This is a genomic window from Shimazuella sp. NTD247, assembly GCF_059510415.1.
In genome coordinates, this window is sequence record NZ_JCAJZU010000007.1 from 67,032 (window position 1) to 84,702 (window position 17,671).

General features: G+C 40.5%; 18 protein-coding genes. 6 read left to right on the forward strand and 12 right to left on the reverse strand.

All coding sequences use genetic code 11. The features are described from left to right. The first annotated feature begins 17 nt into the window (after window positions 1-17). The 3 genes from AC5WOC_RS16815 to AC5WOC_RS16825 are packed head-to-tail and all read left to right on the forward strand — an operon-like array spanning window position 18 to window position 4,383. Window positions 18-1,640, forward strand: coding sequence for a DUF11 domain-containing protein (locus tag AC5WOC_RS16815; RefSeq protein ID WP_496056576.1), 1,623 nt, complete (start codon window positions 18-20; stop codon window positions 1,638-1,640). Window positions 1,641-1,656: 16 nt separating this feature from the next. Further along, the gene (locus tag AC5WOC_RS16820; RefSeq protein ID WP_496056577.1) at window positions 1,657-2,328 is read left to right on the forward strand and encodes an alpha-helical endospore appendage domain-containing protein; all 672 of its coding nucleotides are present in this window, start codon (window positions 1,657-1,659) and stop codon (window positions 2,326-2,328) included. 18 nt (window positions 2,329-2,346) lie between these two features. Continuing rightward, window positions 2,347-4,383: a DUF7507 domain-containing protein gene (locus AC5WOC_RS16825; protein ID WP_496056578.1), complete on the forward strand. Its 2,037-nt coding sequence runs from the start codon at window positions 2,347-2,349 to the stop codon at window positions 4,381-4,383. A gap of 49 nt (window positions 4,384-4,432) precedes the next feature. Here AC5WOC_RS16825 and AC5WOC_RS16830 read toward each other — a convergent pair whose 3' ends face one another. From AC5WOC_RS16830 to AC5WOC_RS16850, 5 genes are all read right to left on the reverse strand, one after another. Then, complete coding sequence (locus AC5WOC_RS16830; protein ID WP_496056579.1) at window positions 4,433-5,029, reverse strand: class I SAM-dependent methyltransferase; 597 nt, start codon at window positions 5,027-5,029, stop codon at window positions 4,433-4,435. Between the two features lie 175 nt (window positions 5,030-5,204). After that, window positions 5,205-5,918: a hypothetical protein gene (locus AC5WOC_RS16835; RefSeq protein WP_496056580.1), complete on the reverse strand. Its 714-nt coding sequence runs from the start codon at window positions 5,916-5,918 to the stop codon at window positions 5,205-5,207. Window positions 5,919-6,030: 112 nt separating this feature from the next. Further along, a complete protein-coding gene (locus AC5WOC_RS16840; RefSeq protein ID WP_496056581.1) occupies window positions 6,031-7,431 on the reverse strand; it encodes a YfcC family protein in 1,401 nt (466 codons plus the stop codon). A gap of 17 nt (window positions 7,432-7,448) precedes the next feature. Continuing rightward, window positions 7,449-8,624 carry a M20 family metallopeptidase gene (locus AC5WOC_RS16845; RefSeq protein ID WP_496056582.1) on the reverse strand — a complete coding sequence of 392 codons (1,176 nt, stop codon included), beginning with the start codon at window positions 8,622-8,624 and terminating at the stop codon, window positions 7,449-7,451. Window positions 8,625-8,961: 337 nt separating this feature from the next. Further along, the gene (locus AC5WOC_RS16850) at window positions 8,962-10,185 is read right to left on the reverse strand and encodes a cytochrome P450 family protein (RefSeq protein WP_496056583.1); all 1,224 of its coding nucleotides are present in this window, start codon (window positions 10,183-10,185) and stop codon (window positions 8,962-8,964) included. A 150-nt stretch (window positions 10,186-10,335) separates the two neighbouring features. Between AC5WOC_RS16850 and AC5WOC_RS16855 the strand changes: the two genes are divergently transcribed. After that, window positions 10,336-10,548: a hypothetical protein gene (locus AC5WOC_RS16855; protein WP_496056584.1), complete on the forward strand. Its 213-nt coding sequence runs from the start codon at window positions 10,336-10,338 to the stop codon at window positions 10,546-10,548. 152 nt (window positions 10,549-10,700) lie between these two features. Here AC5WOC_RS16855 and AC5WOC_RS16860 read toward each other — a convergent pair whose 3' ends face one another. Together AC5WOC_RS16860 and AC5WOC_RS16865 are read right to left on the reverse strand one after the other, a co-directional pair. Further along, window positions 10,701-10,916 (reverse strand): hypothetical protein, encoded by a 216-nt coding sequence (locus tag AC5WOC_RS16860; protein WP_496056585.1) that lies wholly within the window; start codon window positions 10,914-10,916, stop codon window positions 10,701-10,703. An 8-nt stretch (window positions 10,917-10,924) separates the two neighbouring features. Further along, the gene (locus tag AC5WOC_RS16865) at window positions 10,925-12,136 is read right to left on the reverse strand and encodes an NAD(P)/FAD-dependent oxidoreductase (RefSeq protein ID WP_496056586.1); all 1,212 of its coding nucleotides are present in this window, start codon (window positions 12,134-12,136) and stop codon (window positions 10,925-10,927) included. Between the two features lie 170 nt (window positions 12,137-12,306). Between AC5WOC_RS16865 and AC5WOC_RS16870 the strand changes: the two genes are divergently transcribed. Continuing rightward, window positions 12,307-12,912 carry a TetR/AcrR family transcriptional regulator gene (locus AC5WOC_RS16870; protein WP_496056587.1) on the forward strand — a complete coding sequence of 202 codons (606 nt, stop codon included), beginning with the start codon at window positions 12,307-12,309 and terminating at the stop codon, window positions 12,910-12,912. Window positions 12,913-13,037: 125 nt separating this feature from the next. Here AC5WOC_RS16870 and AC5WOC_RS16875 read toward each other — a convergent pair whose 3' ends face one another. Further along, entirely contained in the window at window positions 13,038-13,934 is an 897-nt protein-coding gene (locus AC5WOC_RS16875) for a LysR family transcriptional regulator (protein WP_496056588.1), read from the reverse strand. Between the two features lie 182 nt (window positions 13,935-14,116). On the opposite strand from AC5WOC_RS16875, the gene AC5WOC_RS16880 reads away from it, so the two are divergent. Continuing rightward, window positions 14,117-14,440 carry a hypothetical protein gene (locus AC5WOC_RS16880; protein WP_496056589.1) on the forward strand — a complete coding sequence of 108 codons (324 nt, stop codon included), beginning with the start codon at window positions 14,117-14,119 and terminating at the stop codon, window positions 14,438-14,440. Between the two features lie 56 nt (window positions 14,441-14,496). On the opposite strand, the gene AC5WOC_RS16885 is transcribed toward AC5WOC_RS16880, so the two are convergent. The 4 genes from AC5WOC_RS16885 to AC5WOC_RS16900 form a co-directional block, all read right to left on the reverse strand. Then, window positions 14,497-15,150, reverse strand: a complete 654-nt coding sequence (locus AC5WOC_RS16885) for an amino acid ABC transporter permease (RefSeq protein ID WP_496056590.1) — start codon at window positions 15,148-15,150, stop codon at window positions 14,497-14,499. A gap of 11 nt (window positions 15,151-15,161) precedes the next feature. Next, complete coding sequence (locus AC5WOC_RS16890; RefSeq protein WP_496056591.1) at window positions 15,162-15,818, reverse strand: amino acid ABC transporter permease; 657 nt, start codon at window positions 15,816-15,818, stop codon at window positions 15,162-15,164. Window positions 15,819-15,914: 96 nt separating this feature from the next. After that, window positions 15,915-16,751 carry a glutamate ABC transporter substrate-binding protein gene (locus AC5WOC_RS16895; protein WP_496056592.1) on the reverse strand — a complete coding sequence of 279 codons (837 nt, stop codon included), beginning with the start codon at window positions 16,749-16,751 and terminating at the stop codon, window positions 15,915-15,917. A gap of 77 nt (window positions 16,752-16,828) precedes the next feature. Beyond that, window positions 16,829-17,557 (reverse strand): amino acid ABC transporter ATP-binding protein, encoded by a 729-nt coding sequence (locus tag AC5WOC_RS16900; protein WP_496056782.1) that lies wholly within the window; start codon window positions 17,555-17,557, stop codon window positions 16,829-16,831. Window positions 17,558-17,671: the final 114 nt, after the last annotated feature.

A 17,671-nucleotide genomic window follows, 5' to 3' on the forward strand; every position in this document is an offset into this window, starting at 1 on the left:
AGAGAGGAAGGTGTGCAATGGCACTTATTCGCCGCTATGCAGCTACGATTAATGGGGCGATTACTTTTACAGGTAATACATTGGGTCTTGCAAATCTCAGTACGGGAACGTTTTATATCGATACTTTTCTTACTACTGACACTTCCGAACAGGTATCAGGTTTTCCACCAGGGACAACAACAGATTGGAATAAAAACAACTCGGCTGCTGTCTTACGATTGACCAGCGGTGCAGAAGTACAATATGCAGAGCTGATTTGGGGTGGTACAACAGATGCAAGTGTAAGTGATGCATTAAACAACTCTATTGATTTTACTACTCCAAATGGAACTGTGTCTATTACACCAGATCCAGCAACAGCACAGCAAAATGGCAATTTTTATGTTCGTTCTGCTGATGTGACTGACTTGGTAAAAGCAGCAGGAGCAGGTACGTATATAACAGGCAGAGTTCCGGCAACTTTAGGGGCGGTTGGCTGGACATTGGCAGTTGCTTATAAAGATACAGCATTGCCGAGTCGAAATATCACTTTCTTTGTAAATGATACATTTATTTACAATGGTTCACCACAATCGATTGAGATTACTGATTTTGGTACTCCAGTCTCTGGCTCTGTGAATGCACGTTTACTTGTGACAGCAATGCAAGGAGACACAAATCTCATCGGTGACCAGTTATTGTTTGGCCCTACCGATTCGACTTTGCAACCCATGAGTGGACCAAACAATCCCGCGAGCAACTTCTTTGCTACACAGATCAATGATGACAATGGAAACTTGGATACAAGCGGGACAGCAGGAAATCTAAATCCTGTCATTGGAGGCTCCAGTGGAATATCGCGTTATGGCTGGGATATCACCAATGTGGATGCTTCATCAGCAATGATCAACAGTCAAAATCGCGCAGTTGCTCGTTTTACTTCAAATAGTGACGCTTACCTCATATCTGGCGTAGCGGTACAAATTGATGTGGACAGTCCAAAAATCGAGATGCAAAAAACAGTAAATCTCGGAGAAGCAAAAGTACGAGATGTAGTCACCTACAAAGTATTATTAGTGAACACAAAAGATGTGGAAGCAATGGATGCAGTTTGGACTGATATTTTACCGTCAGAATTGCAATTTGTTCCTGGAAGTATCCAAGTGGACGGCGTTGCTCAGCCAAGCAGTGATCCTGTGACTGGTGTTTCACTTAGTACAGTAAGCTTAAACCAGCCAGTAGAGATTACGTTTCAAGCAAAAATTGTCAATGTGCCTTCTGATGAAATAATTAAAAACAAGGCATCTGTCACTTATAAATTCGAAAGTGCTCCAGGGGTGCCGATTGCGGAAGGAGAAGCTACAAGTACAGTTGCGGAAACAAAAGTGATCGTTCGTCCGCCTACACCCTGTGAGCAGAACAAAGATTTGATCGAGAACTCTATCCGCCAAGAAGAACAAAATATCCAGTTGCTTAAGGACGCAGAATTACTCAAAGTCGAGGCAGCGAACCAAGCATTTGCCGCAGGTGTGATCACTGCTGCTGAACAGGCACAAATTATCCAGAGTGCAAGTGGTGTCTCTGATGCCATTCAAATTTTACAACAAGCACTCGATGCCAAAAGAGCTGGCCTTACAGATTTATGCAGCGGATGCAAATAGAGAGGAGTGGTGAAAGATGGCTGAAAAACCAGAAGTGGTGCTGGCAAAAGAAGTAGATAAAACCGATGCAGTCGTTGGAGATATTTTGACTTATACGGTGTTTTTGACAAATGACAGCTTGACGGAAGCAGGAAACGTGACTTTTAAAGATGATTTGCCCGAGGAATTAGCATTTGTTGAAGGAAGTGTAAAGATTGACGATGTTCCTAATCCAAGTGCTGATCCGACAGTTGGATTTCCTCTTTCCCCGATATCCATCGAAGGTCCGATTGTAGTTACCTTTGAAGTTGAAGTGGTCAAAGCGGATCCAAGCGGAGTTATTTATAATACAGCGAATGCGTCATATGAGTATGAAGGCGACCCGGGAGATCCACCAATCAAAGACTCTGCTACAAGCAACGAAGTGGAAACAAATGTACCAGCTGGTCGGACTGCTTGTGAATGGGCAAGAGATTTGATTCTACACTCTGTTGCACAAGAACAAAAGGCGATTGCCGGTGTGATCGATATCGAAGGTGAAAAGATTCAGGCGGCTTCGCAGTTATTCCGTGCGGGACTGCTTACAGTGGCGGAACTGTTGGAGATCAATCAAAGTGCGACAGATACAGTTCGCTCGATTTCTCAATTGGAAGATGTGTTGATTCAAAAGATAGATCAAAGCAAAGATATTTGTTGTGGTTGTAGCTAAAAGGAAAGGATAGATGTCATGAGCTTTCAAAGGCGTTATTCAACGACGACAAATGGTGCAGTTACTTTTACCGGAAATACGCTTGGTTTGAGCAATACCAACACGATTTATTCCGATATTGGGGCATTTATCACCCTTGATACAACGAAACAAGTCACTGGTTATCCTCCAGGATCCACGTTGGATTGGCAGGAAAATGGTTCTGCAGCAAGATTGCAAATCCCAACAGGTGCCACCGTGTTGTATGCAGAGCTGATATGGGCAGGGTCTACGAAGACGAGTACAGAAGATGTGACCAGTGAGATTGATCGAGCGATCACGTTCACTTCACCAGCAAATACCTATACGATCTCCCCGGATTCTACTACATCTCAACAAGTAAACCAAGCGAACCAAACGTTTTATGTCCGTTCTGCCAATGTAACCAGTTTGGTTGCCACAGATGGTGCTGGTACGTACATGGTTAGCGGAGTACCTGCCACCGTACAGCGATTCAAAAGTAATAATGTTGCAGGCTGGACACTGCAAGTTGTTTATCAAGATGCGTCATTGCCATTGCGCAATATGAATGTATATGTAGGAGCTGCTTCTATTGAACGGGCTGGGGCAATCAATCAAGCTATTACTGGTTTTGCCACTCCAGATGCAGGTGATGTGAAGGCGAGGTTACTAGTGACAGCAATGGAAGGGGATTCTAGAATTCCCGGAGATCAACTATTATTTGGTAAAGATCTCACTTCGCTTTCTCCGGTTGCTGGACCAAACAATCCTGTAGATAACTTCTTTACTTCTCAGATCAATGATGATGATGGAAACCTTGATACAAGTGGAACAGATGGTTCTTTGAATGTTACACCAGGAAGTGTTGCAGGGGCAGTACGTTACAGCTGGGATATAACCAATGTGGATGTTTCCGATGCCATGGAAAATTCACAGACAGATGCAGTACTTCAGTTCACTTCAAAATCAGACGGGTATATTGTCACTGGAATTGGTGTGCAAATCGATGTCAACAGCCCAGAAATAGAGGTTATCAAATCAGTCGATAAATCAGCAGAAGTTGTTGGAGAGATTTTAACCTATACTATTTTCATTACAAATAATGGACTTACAGAAGCACAGCATACTATTTTAAAAGATACGCTGCCATCCGAACTATCTTTTATTCCAGGAAGCCTCGTGATTGATGGCATAACTTATCCTAGCGATGATCCAACAATGGGAGTGAATATTGGAGCTGTGTCCATTGAAGGTCCAATTGAAGTTACTTTCCAAGCAAAAGTGAATGCTGTACCAGACGATAACCTAGCTGTAAACAAAGCAAATGTCGTGTATGATTTCCAAAGCGGTCCAGGACTGCCAACTTCAACTGGTTCAGCAGAAAGTAATGAAGCGACAACTGTGATTCGTAAAGTCCAAGTAGAAATAGTGAAAAGAGAAGATATTCCCGTTTATAACAAGGCTGGAAATACCATTTTGTATACAGTAGAGATTAGTAACACAGGGGATACTGACTTAACCAATGTAGTTGTCGAAGATATCATTCCTGATGGTACCAAATACGTTCCCGGAAGTTTGCAGCGTGACGGCACACCGCTAAGCGGGAATATTTCGACTGGGGTCAATATTGGAACGGTCGAACCAGGTAAATTAGTTTTGGTGACGTTTGAAGTGGAGATCGATAGTCCTGAGCCGGACCAAGTTGACAATACAGCAGAAGTGTCATATGAGTATGAATTAATCCCTGGTGGAGTAGTATTTACGAAAGATGTGACGACCAACCAAGTAACAGCAAAATTAGTCGCAAATTGCAAAGAGGCACAAAAACTGATCCTTGGGAAAATAGGAGAAGATGAACTGGCGATAGCAGGGGAGATCGTTGCTGAAAAAGTAAAAATACAAGATACGATCCGTTCCATCTTCATGGGCACAAAAGAACCAGAAGACCTGCTAACTGTAAACCAGTTACTGAACCGTAAACTAAATCAAATCATTATAAGAGAAACACAACTGATTTCTACACTAGGCAAAGGAAAGAAATTTTGCTGTGATTAAAGAAACCAAACCATACTTTCGAGTATGGTTTTTGTTTTCTTCATTTTTGTTATTTACGTTTAGTCAAAATGACAAGACCACCGTGTAACAAAGAAGGTCTTCCATCATGCATTTCTAGAGGATATACAGAAGTAGTATCGAATGCATCACCAAAAAATGATTGTATTGCCTCATCAGTAATGGCTTGGAACCGTTCATTACTGGTCTCTCTACAACCACGCATAAAAATTTTGCCGCCGGGTTTTAGTAAACGAGCCATTTCTTTTGCATAATTAGGTCGAATATCATCAGGTATTACATGAAAACAGCCGCGGTCATTGATCAGATCAACAGATTGTTCAGTAAGGGGGACATGAAGTATGTTTGCTTCTTGAAAGGTGATATCTAATCCCAAATCTTTTGCACGCTGTGTAGCAATCTTGAGCGCTTCTACACTTTGATCAAATCCATACGTTGTAAATCCACATTGTGCTAAAAAAATCGCTTCTGTTCCCGCACCACAACCTACATCAATAGCAGTTTTTCCAACATTTGAACCAAGACTAGCAGCAAAACCGACTAACTCCTGCGATGGATGTGGCATTCCCCATAGTTTTTGGTATTCTCCCGTGCGGTAAGCTTCATCCCACTGAGAAAATATTGGCATTTTTCAATCACCTCACTTTATATTGTAAAATATGGTATTGATCAATGCAAAACATAATTACTTTATTTATTTTAATTGTATATTCATTTTAGACGGGGACTGGCTGGATCACATGATCCAGCCAGTCTTGCTGCCTTCACAGGCAGCTCCCACAAGGTTCCCCGCACAGGAGAAGTTATTTCTTGCTGCCGGCGAGCTTCCCCTTGGCGGACTCGAACAGCTTGACGATCTTGTCCATGTAGGGCTTGTTCGCCTCCATGATCTCGATCGTCTTGTCGTCCATGCGGTTCTTGTACTCCCTCAGCATGTCCTTGACGAACGGAAGCTGGAAGAAGCGGATCACCTGCAGAATGAACAGGTACAGCGAGACCAGACCGATCCCGAACACGACCAGCCCGTACACCAGCTCGATGTCGTGCTGGTACGCGAACAAGTCACTCAGCTGGCGGTAGGCCGTTGCGACGATCTGACCCTCCTGACGGCTTGCCAGGTAGTCGTAGTTGTCCGAGGTGTCGAGGTTCATCGATGCGGCACCCCAGTAGTTGCTTCCGTTGGAAGTGCCCGTCCATGCGATGACCGCAAACACGATGCTGTTGATGATGCTCGCATCACCGGGTCGTGCGGATTCGAACGCCTTGATGCCGTTGGAATTCTTTCGACCAGACAGGAGCAGCTTGAGGCTGACCGTACCGAACAGTACACCTCCGATCAAGTCAAAGATGACCGAAAAGTGCATCTGCTCGATCAGATGGCGGTAGTCGGAGTCGACAGACGCCACAATGGTGTAGTAGGCCTTGATCTGGCTGTCGAAGTAGATCTGGCTGAGCGAGTATACGCTCATGACAGCCAACCACACCGTGACGAGCAGAGCAGTCTTGTTGATACGCATCTCTTTCTCCTGGGAGATCGCTTGCGGGTGAATGTAATTTAAATATAACATAAAAAATCAAACAATATGAAAATGAACAAGATCATCCCATGGAATGATCTTGTTCTCCTGTTTACGTATAGTTAATTAAGTTAGCAATAACCACAAAAACGGCTCCAATAATTACCCAAATGAGCATAAGCGGCCACATAAATTTGATCCATTTTTGATAGGTGATACCCGATACCGATAAACTTCCCATCAGCATCGAAGATGTCGGTAAAATAATATTAGTAAATCCATCTCCCATTTGATAAGCGAGTACTGCTGTCTGCCGGGTGACATGGATTAGATCGGCTAGTGGAACCATGATAGGCATGGTGGTAGCTGCGAGTCCTGTACCAGATGTGATAAACACGTTCATGATTGTTTGGAAGAAATACATCCCTAATACTTGAATGGAACTTGGCAAATGACCGATGAGCCCTGATAACGAATAAACGATGGAGTCGATAATATGTCCTTCTTCAAACACCATCAAAATACCGCGGGCTAGACCAATAATAAGTGCACCGTACGTCATTGCCTTTGCTCCGATAACAAACTCTTTGGCGACTTTACTCGGACCAAATCCGGAAAGAAAGCCGGAGATGACTCCCATACTTAAAAAGAGTGCGGATAATTCTTCAATCCACCAGTCTTGGGTAGAAACTCCCCATACTAAGCTGCTGAATCCTACGAGCAATGTGAGTAGAACGAAGTAATGTTTCCATTCCATTTTTGGGATGTCCACTTTATCGAGAGAGGAATCAGTATCCTTTTCTTTTTCTAGATCAGCGACATAAGATGTTTCTGGGTTTCTTTTTACTCGCTGTGCATAACGGATCAAATAATAACTTGTGATGATAAGCAAGATAATCAGCAAGATAGCACGCAGCCAAAGTCCAGAAAACATGGGGATTTGTGCGATAGTTTGTGCAATTCCTACATTAAAGGGATTTAATAATCCTGCCGTAAATCCGATTGATGCTCCAAGGGAGACCATTGCGGTGCCGACGATGGCATCATAACCGAGTGACCGGGCTACAGCTATTCCGATGGGGACAAACACCATACACTCGGTTGACATTCCCATACTAAATCCACCGACGGAAAATAAGGTGAGGAAAATAGGGATGATCAATTTATCTTTGTTTTGAAACCGATTTGCAATTCGACCAGTGATCGCATTGATGGTTCCGGATGCGGTAATAATTTGAAAAGCTCCACCAACGATAAAAATAAACATGATGATATCTGCCGAATCATTTAATCCTTTGACAATCATTTTGGGGACTTGGATAAGACTGACAGCACTAGATTCGATATGGTGATAGGAACCAGGAACTATCTCGGTTTGATCTGTTTTTTTATCTTCGATTCGTTTGAATTCTCCGGATGGGATCAGATAAGTGAAAAAGGAAGCAATGATAATTAGTAAAACCAGCAGCACATACGTATGCGGAAACTTAAAAAATCTCATGACTTTGTTCACATGCATCTACCCCTGTTCTAAGATGATTGATTTTGTTTCCAAGCTAGGAATTCTTGTCGCACTAGGCGGAATGATTCAGGGTTTGCAATCAAGTCATATGCAGTCATCGCTAACGCTTTGGATGCATGAATGAGCCCTTGCATTCCATCTTCTGATCCTGCCTGTGCGGCAAATTCCGGTGTATGTGTTATTACATCTCCAATTTGAATATATGGATGGATAGTAGCGGTTACTTGTCCTACATTTCCGATGTCTGATGAGCCTAATCCTCCATTGGTGGGCGGTTCACTTACTTCTATTCCCATTGATTCGAGGTTTTCTCGGAAAAGATTAGCCAGAACATGGTTGTTATTTCGTTCTGCGTAAATAAGTCCTTCGGTGATTTTACATGTCGCACCAACAGCGGCAGAAGCATGTTCGATAGCGTTGTAAACCTTTTGTTTCACTTCTTCGAGCCCTCTTTTGGTCGCTGCCCGCATTAAAAATTTCGCTTCGGTAAAATCAGGAACAACATTGGTGGCTTCCCCTCCATGAGTGATAATGCCGTGGATTCGCACATCATCGGTGAAAAATTGACGAAGTGCATTGATTGCATTATATGCGGATATTAGAGCCTCTAAGGCGCTAATCCCCTTCTCTGGTGCAGAAGAGGCATGGGATTGTTTGCCGAAAAATTGGATGGTAGCATCAACACAAGCTAATCCGCCACGAAGTACCCATGTTTTCTTTTGTGGATGACAGAGCATTACAGCATCTACCTCATCAAAAACACCATCATCAGCCATCAATATTTTCCCGCCTCCTTCTTCTTCGGCAGGAGTTCCGATAACAAGTATTTTTCCTTGCAGATTTGGGACAGCATCCTTTAAGGCAAGTGCAGCACCAACAGCAGATGTGCCGATGATGTTGTGTCCACAGGCATGTCCAATTTTCGGTAAAGCATCATATTCTGCTAAAAAAGCAATGACAGGTCCTGGGCCGTTATCCCATGTTGCACGAAAGGAAGTTTCCAGACCTGATAATCCTCTCTCAATCTGAAAACCAGCTTGTTTAAGCGGTTCTATCAGCCATTTTTGTGCTCGATGTTCTTCGAAACTCAATTCGGGATTGGCATGAATCTTTAGTGCTAACTCTTTTAGTTGCGTGCTTCTATTATCTATGGCGTTTTGAATGCTTTTTTTCTTGTTTTCCACGATAGAAATATCCTTCCTGAAAGAAAAAATATGATAGCGCTATCATTAAGTAGATTTTACTTTCTATCGTAGAATATGGGAATTAAAGAGTTTTTTGGTCTAATCTTAAAATTTTTTTGGTTGAAAATGATTATTGATTGGAATGAACAGACTAGCATTTATTTTGCCTAAATCTTTCTCGAATCATTATTAGTGGAGTAAAACATGTGCAAACAGAATCTTATGCTGCGAGGGCGTATCTTCAGATACGCCCTCGCAGCATAAGGTTGTAGTTATTCGTAAATTTTAGATTGGATCAATGATTTGGCTGTCTGAGTAGGATAATTTACTCCAAACATTAAAACACAACTGGTAATTCTATTAATCCGCGCATCAAATAAATGGGACGCCATTTCAATGTTTCAGCATCTGCATTCAGTTGTAATTTAGGCATTCTGTGCAGTAAAGTGCGAAGGGCAATCTGACCTTCCAATCGTGCTAGTGGGGCACCCATACAGTAATGAATTCCCATACCAAAGGCGAGATGCCGATTGTTCTCCCGAGTAATATCAAATAGATCTGGATTTTTAAACTGTGTTTCATCACGGTTAGCTGAAGCCAAAGCTACTACAATCATATCTCCCTTTCGTATCAGTTTCCCATGTAACAGAACATCTTCACCTGCCCATCGACTAGTCCCTAATTCTACAGGTCCGTAGAAACGTAATATTTCTTCCATCGCAGAGGTGATAAGTTCAGGATTGCTCTTGAGCTTTTCTAATTGTTCAGGATGCTGCAACAGAGCGAATACACCATTACCAATCAAATTAACCGTAGTTTCATGTCCAGCAATAATGAGCAAAAAAACCATCGAAAACAATTCATTTTCTGTAAGTTTTTCTCCTTCCGACTCAGCTTGAATCAAGGCACTCACAAGGTCTTCCGCTGGATTTTGTCGTCTCTCTTCAATTAGAAGATTCATATATTGAATAAAGGAACGAATCTTAGGAAGTGCCTCCTGCATTTTTTCGGGGAGGTTGGCAGCCTCAATGATAGCATTAGACCATTCTCGGAACTGATCACGATTTCCGCTAGGGATCCCCAGCATTTCACAAATAACAATGATAGGTAAAGGGAAAGCAAATTCATCAATGACATTCATTTCTCTTTTGTTCTGAACCTTATCTAAAAGAGAGTCAGTTAACTCTTGAATTCGACCGCGCAATTCCTCGATCATTTTTGGTGTGAATGCTTTTTGCACCAAGCTACGTAAACGGGTATGATCTGGGGGATCAGCGGCCACCATATTGTTCATGATTAAATCCCTTTCCATCATGGGCATCATCTTATTCAGTTGTTCTTGGCTCAACATTTTTTTGGGATTCTTAATAAACCGATGGTCTTTTAATGCTGCCAGTGCATCTTCGTAACGTGTGAGAAGCCAAGCAATTTGACCGTTCGGAAGCAGGAAACGATATACGGGCTCCTTTTCCCTGAGTTTTGCGTAAAAAGAATAGGCTTTCCCTTTAAATTCAGAAGAAAACAAATCGAGTTGAGGTGCTTGATGATTCGAAATGGACATAGTTAGTTCTCCTTTTTTATGCTTACATTTATGTTTTTCTAAAGTCTAAATAATCATCTTATCTATAAAATAAAATTCATTTCTATAAAGAGTAATCTGTATTATACTGATTGTAAGTTCAATGCTGACCTCTGATTGGGAGAAGTAATTATGACGTTGATTCAGTCTACTGACACTAAGGACGAAATTCGGGCGCTGCTGGATGAGGCAAAGTCCATGGCCGAAGAGGCGATGACTCTCGCGAAGAAGCAGTTTCCGGACGCAGTCGAGGAGGAGCGGCGCTTGCGCCTCACCGAATCCGTCAACATGTGTTCCAACCTCGTCACCGCCATCGCTCTCGCTGGTCAGGCGGGAGTCGAGTAACAAGGTCAGTCCCCACATAGAAAACATGTGCGCTACACCAGCATCCTTCTATGTGGGACTACTTTTTATTTAATTGTTGCGTACAACATGAGTGGAGGATCAAGTTTTAGATTTTTTAATACTTCATCCTCATTACCTCTCATATTTTGTACTCAGATGAGCTTTGTAAAAAGGAAAATTCTCTTTTTTCCTCTTGCTGCAAACCATTTCTTTTTCATATCATCTATAACAAACCGAATCGCTGCTTTCAGGAGGATATATGTCATGGTTATCAGTTTACGATTCTTATAATCGATAAAGATTGCTCCGATAATCCCACCAGTAATATCAAATCTAGGTTCACCCAGCGAAAATGTATAAAATATCATGCTCCTCATCATATTAATTGTGTTTCTATCGGAAGCTTACTGCCTGAATCCCATGCAGCATTCCTGAATTTCCACGCAGGCTTTCCAGTTACAACTATATCTAGTCCCCATTTGCGCCCCCAAACCAATCCTCGATTTTCACCTAGACCGATACAGTAAAAGTCCAACGGCACCGATTTGTGTACTGGTGCAGGGTGGCCCTCCAAATCTGCCACCACGATTTTTCCCAGGCGATCTTCTTGCAGTGCAATCTCTCCACACCTCATAAGAGCTGCCTTGCCGTTTTTTGGATCGATGATTCTTGCACAGTCGCCAATGCTGTATACACCCGTTGTCCCATGGACCCGATAAGATTCATCTACTATCACTTGACCATCAGAGGTAAGAGGTAAACCCATCGTACGAAGAGCTGGATTTGGAATCAGACCAATCGTCCATATACATAGACCAACCGGCAGTTGATCGCCATTGTTCAGTGTCATCACTCCTTCTTCCTCCCGAATCACCTTACGATCATAAAGCACGGTCACTCCACATTCTTCGAGTATCTGATCCAGTTTTCGTCCGACTTTCTCAGGTCCTTCCATAAACAATCGCTTCTGTCCACTCACCAAATAGACAGAGATATCGGATGGGTTCAGTCCGAGTGACGCTGCTTCTTTCTGCATCTCAAGTACCAGCTCGGAGGATGTCTCCATTCCACTGATGCCCGCCCCCGCAATAGCAACTGTCATCATTCGTTTTCGTTCATTGGGATTGGTCTCATTGACAGCTTGTTTTAGATTGGCACGCCATTGCTCTTGTATAACTCTCGCGCTCTGTATATCGGTTAGAGAAATGCCTCCCTGATCCGGATTCGGTTGCCGAATAACGCTACCAACCGTTACTACTAAAAGGTCATAACAAATTTGGATATTATTTCCTTCTGCATCCTCATATCGAATCTGTTTTTCACTACTATCTACAGCCGTAACCGTACCTTGTACGAATTCGACTCCTTCTGAAAATTCATAATGCGTCCAAGGAATCATAATATCTTCTTCGCTCACAGCCGGTCGGAACAACAGCATTTTACGCACATGACCGGGCTGCTTATCCAACAGAACAAACTGAATTCGCTGTCCGTTCGCCATACTCTCCGTTCTTTCCTTAATTGCTTTTAGCGCTCCAATTCCAGCATGCCCGCCCCCGATAATGATACATGTCAAGTTCTTCATCATTCCTCTTCAACCCCCTTGATTTTTAGGTTATAATAAACAACACGTTGTTCTTTACACTTTGAATTATAAATATGGAACTAGTTGTGTTCAATAATCAAAAACCGAAGATGTGTCGTTTACCAAACACTACCTTTCATTGTGTTCGTTAATTTTTAAGGAGGAGAAGTAGTATGCGAAAATTGGATACCGATTTGCGTGTCATTCGGACAAAAGATGCTATTGGAGAGGCATTCGTAGAGCTGATAGAGGAAAAGGGCTTTGATTCCATTACAGTGAAAGATATTACAACAAGAGCAAAAATTAATAGAGGCACATTTTATGCACACTACCAAGACAAATTTGATTTAATGACTAGATCTCAAGAAAAGATTTTGGCAGAACTGGACGAGATAGCAAAACATAACTTCCCAAAAGTTATTTCAGAGCTGAGTGCTAATTCACCAACCTTAACACCTGTTGCCGTTATCTTTGAATATTTAAATAAAAATAGCGGTTTTATGAAAGCCGTGTTAGGTCCAAAAGGAGATATAACTTTTCAAACCAAATTGAAAGATTTTATATGGAAAATATTATTTGAAAAAAACCCATCCTTCGTGAATGAGAAGGATTTTCTGGTTCCGGGGAAATATTTGGTTTCTTATATATCATCAGCTTGCATGGGAGTTATTCAACAATGGTTGAATAGTGGTCGGAAAGAATCACCTCAAGAAATGGCACGAATTCTATCCACGATAGATATTAATGGTCCCTTGTATGCGATTGGTCTCAAAAAGTAGATATCTGAAACTGATAGAGAAGTACTTATAGAAAATAAGTACTTCCTCTAATGAAATAAAAATTTAAATTTTTCTCTTCAAATGATGAAAAGAGATTGGAGAAGCAAGAGGATTGTATAGGTGCTTTAATCAATGAAATTTTGTTTCATAAATGATATAAATTGACGTACGATTTTAAGTTGTTCCATCTCTTTTTTATGCAGCATCCAAGTAGTTCGTTTTAGTGGTTTTCCATCTTTTCCTGTTAGATCATAGGTATACAGATTATCTTGTTTATGAATAAAAATTCTAGGAACAATAGCATATCCCAGTCCATTTCTCACCATTTCTCTGCAAGTTTCATAGCTATCTACTTCCATTGTAATATAAGGAGGCTGATCATAATGATCATTCCACCATTGATCAATGCTGTGAGTGAATGTAGTATGAGAACTCGATTTTGCTTGGATGGAGCTGTTTGGTTCACGATAGTTTACTTTTGGTATATTCGGGAGTTCAGCAAGATTGATCGGACTCTCTGAGATAATACATATATTTTCTTCCTCCAAAAAATGTTTTTGCCCATACCAATGATAATCTCCTCGAATAATACCCACATGAAGTTCATCTTCCAATAAACCATCAATTAGTTCATTACTCATACCTGTTGTAACATGAATCTCGACTTTCGGAGAAGTAATTAGAAATAATTTTAGTAATGGAGGCAATCGATATAATGCAAAATAACTGGAAATACCAAGTCGCAAAATTCCACTTTCTTGATCCCTCATATTTTGTACAAAATCTTTTGTTCTGCGTAAATTTTTTAAGGTTCTTTCTGCATAGGCAAGCAAATACTCACCTTCTGGTGTAAATCGAACTCCTTTTTTCTCTTTTGTAATAATAGGTACTGCAAATTCCTTTTCAATTTGTTGCAAACGATAGGTGAGCGCAGGTTGAGTAATATATAATCGTTCCGCTGTTCGTGTTAAATTGTGTTCTTCATGTAAATATTTCAATAGGAGGCAGTCTTGTTCATTCATTCGTAATTTCCTTTCATTTTGGTATTTTTAGTATGAGCTTGATTGCTTTTGTTATGTGAAGGGTTAACACAATAATTTGCAAATATCAATTTAATCAGTAGGTTTTATAGTTAGCATGATATAATAATATTCACTAGATTGCTTTTATTTAGGGAGGAGGGATTACCATCGATAGACGTAAGATGGCGAGAGATATTGTAGAAATTATGGATGATATGGAAAACGTTCGTGATAATCGACAGTTTGTCATGGTTGAAATTTTAATTTTATCCGCGATTATTGGTTACTATTTCCACTCATGGCCTGTTTTCTTTGGTGCAGTAATTGTTCTTGCTATATTATTTGTTATCCCTTTTTTACGGATAGTTATCTTTGCGCTTTTGAGTGTGATATGGGGAGGGATCGGTTATGTGATACTCGGGTTTTTCCTGAGTGGAGGCTTGCCGATCATTGGCGGTGTATTGGTTGCAGTTCTAGTGTTTTTTATACACAAAGGCACCTCATGATTTTTCCATACAGAAAGGATCCTCACTTGATTTTATACAAGAAAGGATCCTTTTCTTTAATAGGAGAGAACTTTTTCAAGTTTTCTGCTTATCATCGATAAACTGTAATTAATCAAAAAGTAGATCACAGCTACAGTTAGCAGCAACGGAATCGTAGCATTAAAGCTTTTGTTATAAATAATTTGCGCATTATGTGTTAGTTCAGGCAGGCTGATTGCTACAGCAAGGGAAGTATCTTTTAACAGTGATACAAACTGGCTGACCATCGGCGGTATGGTGCGCTTAAATCCTTGCGGCATAATGACATGCCAAAGTGTTTGGATATAACTTAATCCTTGGGCTCGGGCGGCTTCTGTTTGTCCTTTATCAACGGAATTCATACCACTTCGTACAATTTCAGCGATTAACGCAGATGTAAAGATAGTCATACTGATAATAACAGAGGTTGTAATTGGCAAATCGATATTCAACTCTTTTAAACCGAAGTATCCAAAAAAGATCACAAGTAAAAACGGAATGTTACGGATGGTTTCAATATACAAAATAGCCAAATGCGATAAGAACGGTAGTTTGGTATAACGTAAAATACCTAGGATAGTTCCAAATACAAAACTAAACACAATTGCTAGAAATGCAACTTCTAAAGTAACAATAAGACCATCCCACAAAAATAAAAGATGAGATTTGACAAAAACAGCTTGAAAATCCATTGGCACACCTCCTATCTAGAACCTTGTTTTGCCCAGCGTTTTTCCATATAGTTTACAACTAAGCTCAGCGGGATAGTCAGTAGCAGGTACAAACAAGCAACAAGGATATAAATTGGAATCACATCATAGTCAGTAGATGCTTCATCTGCTGCGTACATAATATCTCCACCAGCAATAAGTGCTAAAACAGAAGAGTTTTTTACGAGGTTAATAAACTGATTTCCTAGTGGAGGAACAATGATTTTAAATGCTTGCGGCAAAATGACATACCACATCGTTTGCACGTAATTAAGCCCTGAAGAACGTGCTGCCTCCATTTGTCCAATGTTGACAGATTGAATACCAGCCCGCACTGCTTCGGCAATAAATGAGCTTGTATAGATCGCTAACCCGAACGAAGCTACCATAAATTTTGATAGATCAATCCCGATGCTGGGTAAACCAAAATAAAAGAAAAATATTTGAATGACGAGCGGAGTGTTACGAAAAAATTCTACATAAGCAGTACCAAACCACTCTAGTGGTTTTACTTTGGAGATACGAAAGACTGCAATAAGGACACCGAGACACAAACTCAGTACAAGAGCGACGATGCTTACTTCAATTGTTGTGAGAAATCCGTCGATGAAACTATCTTTGTATACATCCAAAAAACTAAAATCCATCAAAACACTCCTTTCTTAAGAAAATTATTTTCGGAATGACTTATTTTCTATTAAAAAAGATGGGCGATTCTATACCCATCTTTTTGGTGAAGAAGATAATTAGTTCATTTGCAAGACGGAATCCGTTGGTAGTTCTTTTGGTGGTTCTTTTTTGAACCATTTTTTATAGAGGGTATCGTATTGTCCGTTATCCCATATTTCTTTTATGAAGGTGTTTAGTTCTTTTTGTAGTTCGCTATTTCCTTTTTTCACTGCAATACCATATGGTTCTTTGGTAAATTGTCCACCGACCAGTTTCAGATCTGGATTTTGTTGCTGCATCCCCATCAAGATACTATCATCTGTGGTGACAGCTTCCACTTTCCCAGATTTCAGTGCAGTTAATGCATCTGCGTAGTTTTCATACTCTTCTACTACCGCATCAGGTGCCATTTGTTTTATGTTTTTCGCACTAGTGGACCCTTTAGAAGTAGAAACCTTTTTTCCTTTCAAATCGCTAATGGATTTGATGGTGCTATCATTTTTTACAAGTAAAGACTGACCTGCTAAAAAATAAATATGAGAGAAATCAACTTGTTTTTTACGTTCTTCAGAAACAGTCATAGTTGCAGCGATCAAGTCAATATCGCCAGCATTAAGTAATTTGATCCTAGTTTTCGATGTCACTTCTTTGAATTCGACTTTGTTTTCATCACCTAAAAGTTTTTTAGCAAACGCCTTCATCAAATCTACTTCGAATCCTTTTACTTGGTTATCGTTAGGATCTTTATAACCGAATAAATAAGTATCATATTTCACACCAGCAACTAATTTTCCACGTTTTTTGATAGCATCGATTGTACTGCCAGCTTGGTCATTGTTAGTACTTGAACAAGCTGTTACCACAAATACCATCAAAATCGTGAGAAGACCAACAACCCATTTATTAAAACGCATGAAACTCCTCCTCAATGTGTAAGAAAAGTGCAAATTCATTTAGTAAGCGCTTACTTGATAGCTAATAATATAGAGTACTAGTGCTTTAAAATTCGGCTTAAAAATTGTTTGGTGCGTTCATTCTTTGGATTCTCAAAAAATTCGCCAGGTTTCGTCATTTCCAATATTCTTCCTTCATCCATAAAAATAATACGGTCAGCTACTTCTCTGGCAAATCCCATCTCGTGGGTGACGATAGCCATTGTCATCCCCTCTTTTGCCAGATCACGCATAACGTCTAATACTTCGCCAATCATTTCTGGATCAAGCGCTGAAGTTGGTTCATCAAATAGCATGATTTTCGGTTTCATGGCAAGTCCTCTTGCGATTGCAACTCGTTGTTGTTGTCCTCCTGATAGCTGAGAGGGATATGATTTTGCTTTATCAGGAATACCGACTTTCGTGAGGTATTGCATTGCTGTTTCTTCAGCATCTTTTTTGTTAAGTTTGCGAACACGCGTAGGAGCTAATGTGATGTTATCTAGCACGGTTTTGTGAGGATACAGATTAAAATGTTGAAAGACCATTCCAATTTCTTGCCGTAATTTATTGAGATTCGTTTTTTTATCGTTTACTTTGTATCCGTTTACAATCAACTCACCTTCAGAAACAGTTTCCAATTGATTGATGCAACGGAGCAAAGTACTTTTTCCTGAGCCACTGGGACCTAGAATAACTACAACTTCTCCAGCGTTGATTTCTAAGTTAATATCTTTCAGAACTTGGAAATCTCCATACCACTTATTAACTTCCGAAAACTGTATGATTTTTCATCACCTCCAAAAGCTTCTTTAAAAATATTATCGATAATAAATATAAAACTATTTAATAGTTGTAGATAAAATATACATTTTATCTTAAGGTACGTCAAGATAGGTGAA

Excerpts from the sequence above, each read along its gene's own strand:
- AC5WOC_RS16815 (WP_496056576.1), top strand. The coding sequence starts at position 18 with ATGGCACTTATTCGCCGCTATGCAGCTACGATTAATGGGGCGATTACT.
- AC5WOC_RS16820 (WP_496056577.1), top strand. The coding sequence starts at position 1,657 with ATGGCTGAAAAACCAGAAGTGGTGCTGGCAAAAGAAGTAGATAAAACC.
- AC5WOC_RS16825 (WP_496056578.1), top strand. The coding sequence starts at position 2,347 with ATGAGCTTTCAAAGGCGTTATTCAACGACGACAAATGGTGCAGTTACT.
- AC5WOC_RS16830 (WP_496056579.1), bottom strand. The coding sequence starts at position 5,029 with ATGCCAATATTTTCTCAGTGGGATGAAGCTTACCGCACGGGAGAATAC.
- AC5WOC_RS16835 (WP_496056580.1), bottom strand. The coding sequence starts at position 5,918 with ATGCGTATCAACAAGACTGCTCTGCTCGTCACGGTGTGGTTGGCTGTC.
- AC5WOC_RS16850 (WP_496056583.1), bottom strand. The coding sequence starts at position 10,185 with ATGTCCATTTCGAATCATCAAGCACCTCAACTCGATTTGTTTTCTTCT.
- AC5WOC_RS16855 (WP_496056584.1), top strand. The coding sequence starts at position 10,336 with ATGACGTTGATTCAGTCTACTGACACTAAGGACGAAATTCGGGCGCTG.
- AC5WOC_RS16860 (WP_496056585.1), bottom strand. The coding sequence starts at position 10,916 with ATGATATTTTATACATTTTCGCTGGGTGAACCTAGATTTGATATTACT.
- AC5WOC_RS16865 (WP_496056586.1), bottom strand. The coding sequence starts at position 12,136 with ATGATGAAGAACTTGACATGTATCATTATCGGGGGCGGGCATGCTGGA.
- AC5WOC_RS16870 (WP_496056587.1), top strand. The coding sequence starts at position 12,307 with ATGCGAAAATTGGATACCGATTTGCGTGTCATTCGGACAAAAGATGCT.
- AC5WOC_RS16875 (WP_496056588.1), bottom strand. The coding sequence starts at position 13,934 with ATGAATGAACAAGACTGCCTCCTATTGAAATATTTACATGAAGAACAC.
- AC5WOC_RS16880 (WP_496056589.1), top strand. The coding sequence starts at position 14,117 with ATGGCGAGAGATATTGTAGAAATTATGGATGATATGGAAAACGTTCGT.
- AC5WOC_RS16885 (WP_496056590.1), bottom strand. The coding sequence starts at position 15,150 with ATGGATTTTCAAGCTGTTTTTGTCAAATCTCATCTTTTATTTTTGTGG.
- AC5WOC_RS16895 (WP_496056592.1), bottom strand. The coding sequence starts at position 16,751 with ATGCGTTTTAATAAATGGGTTGTTGGTCTTCTCACGATTTTGATGGTA.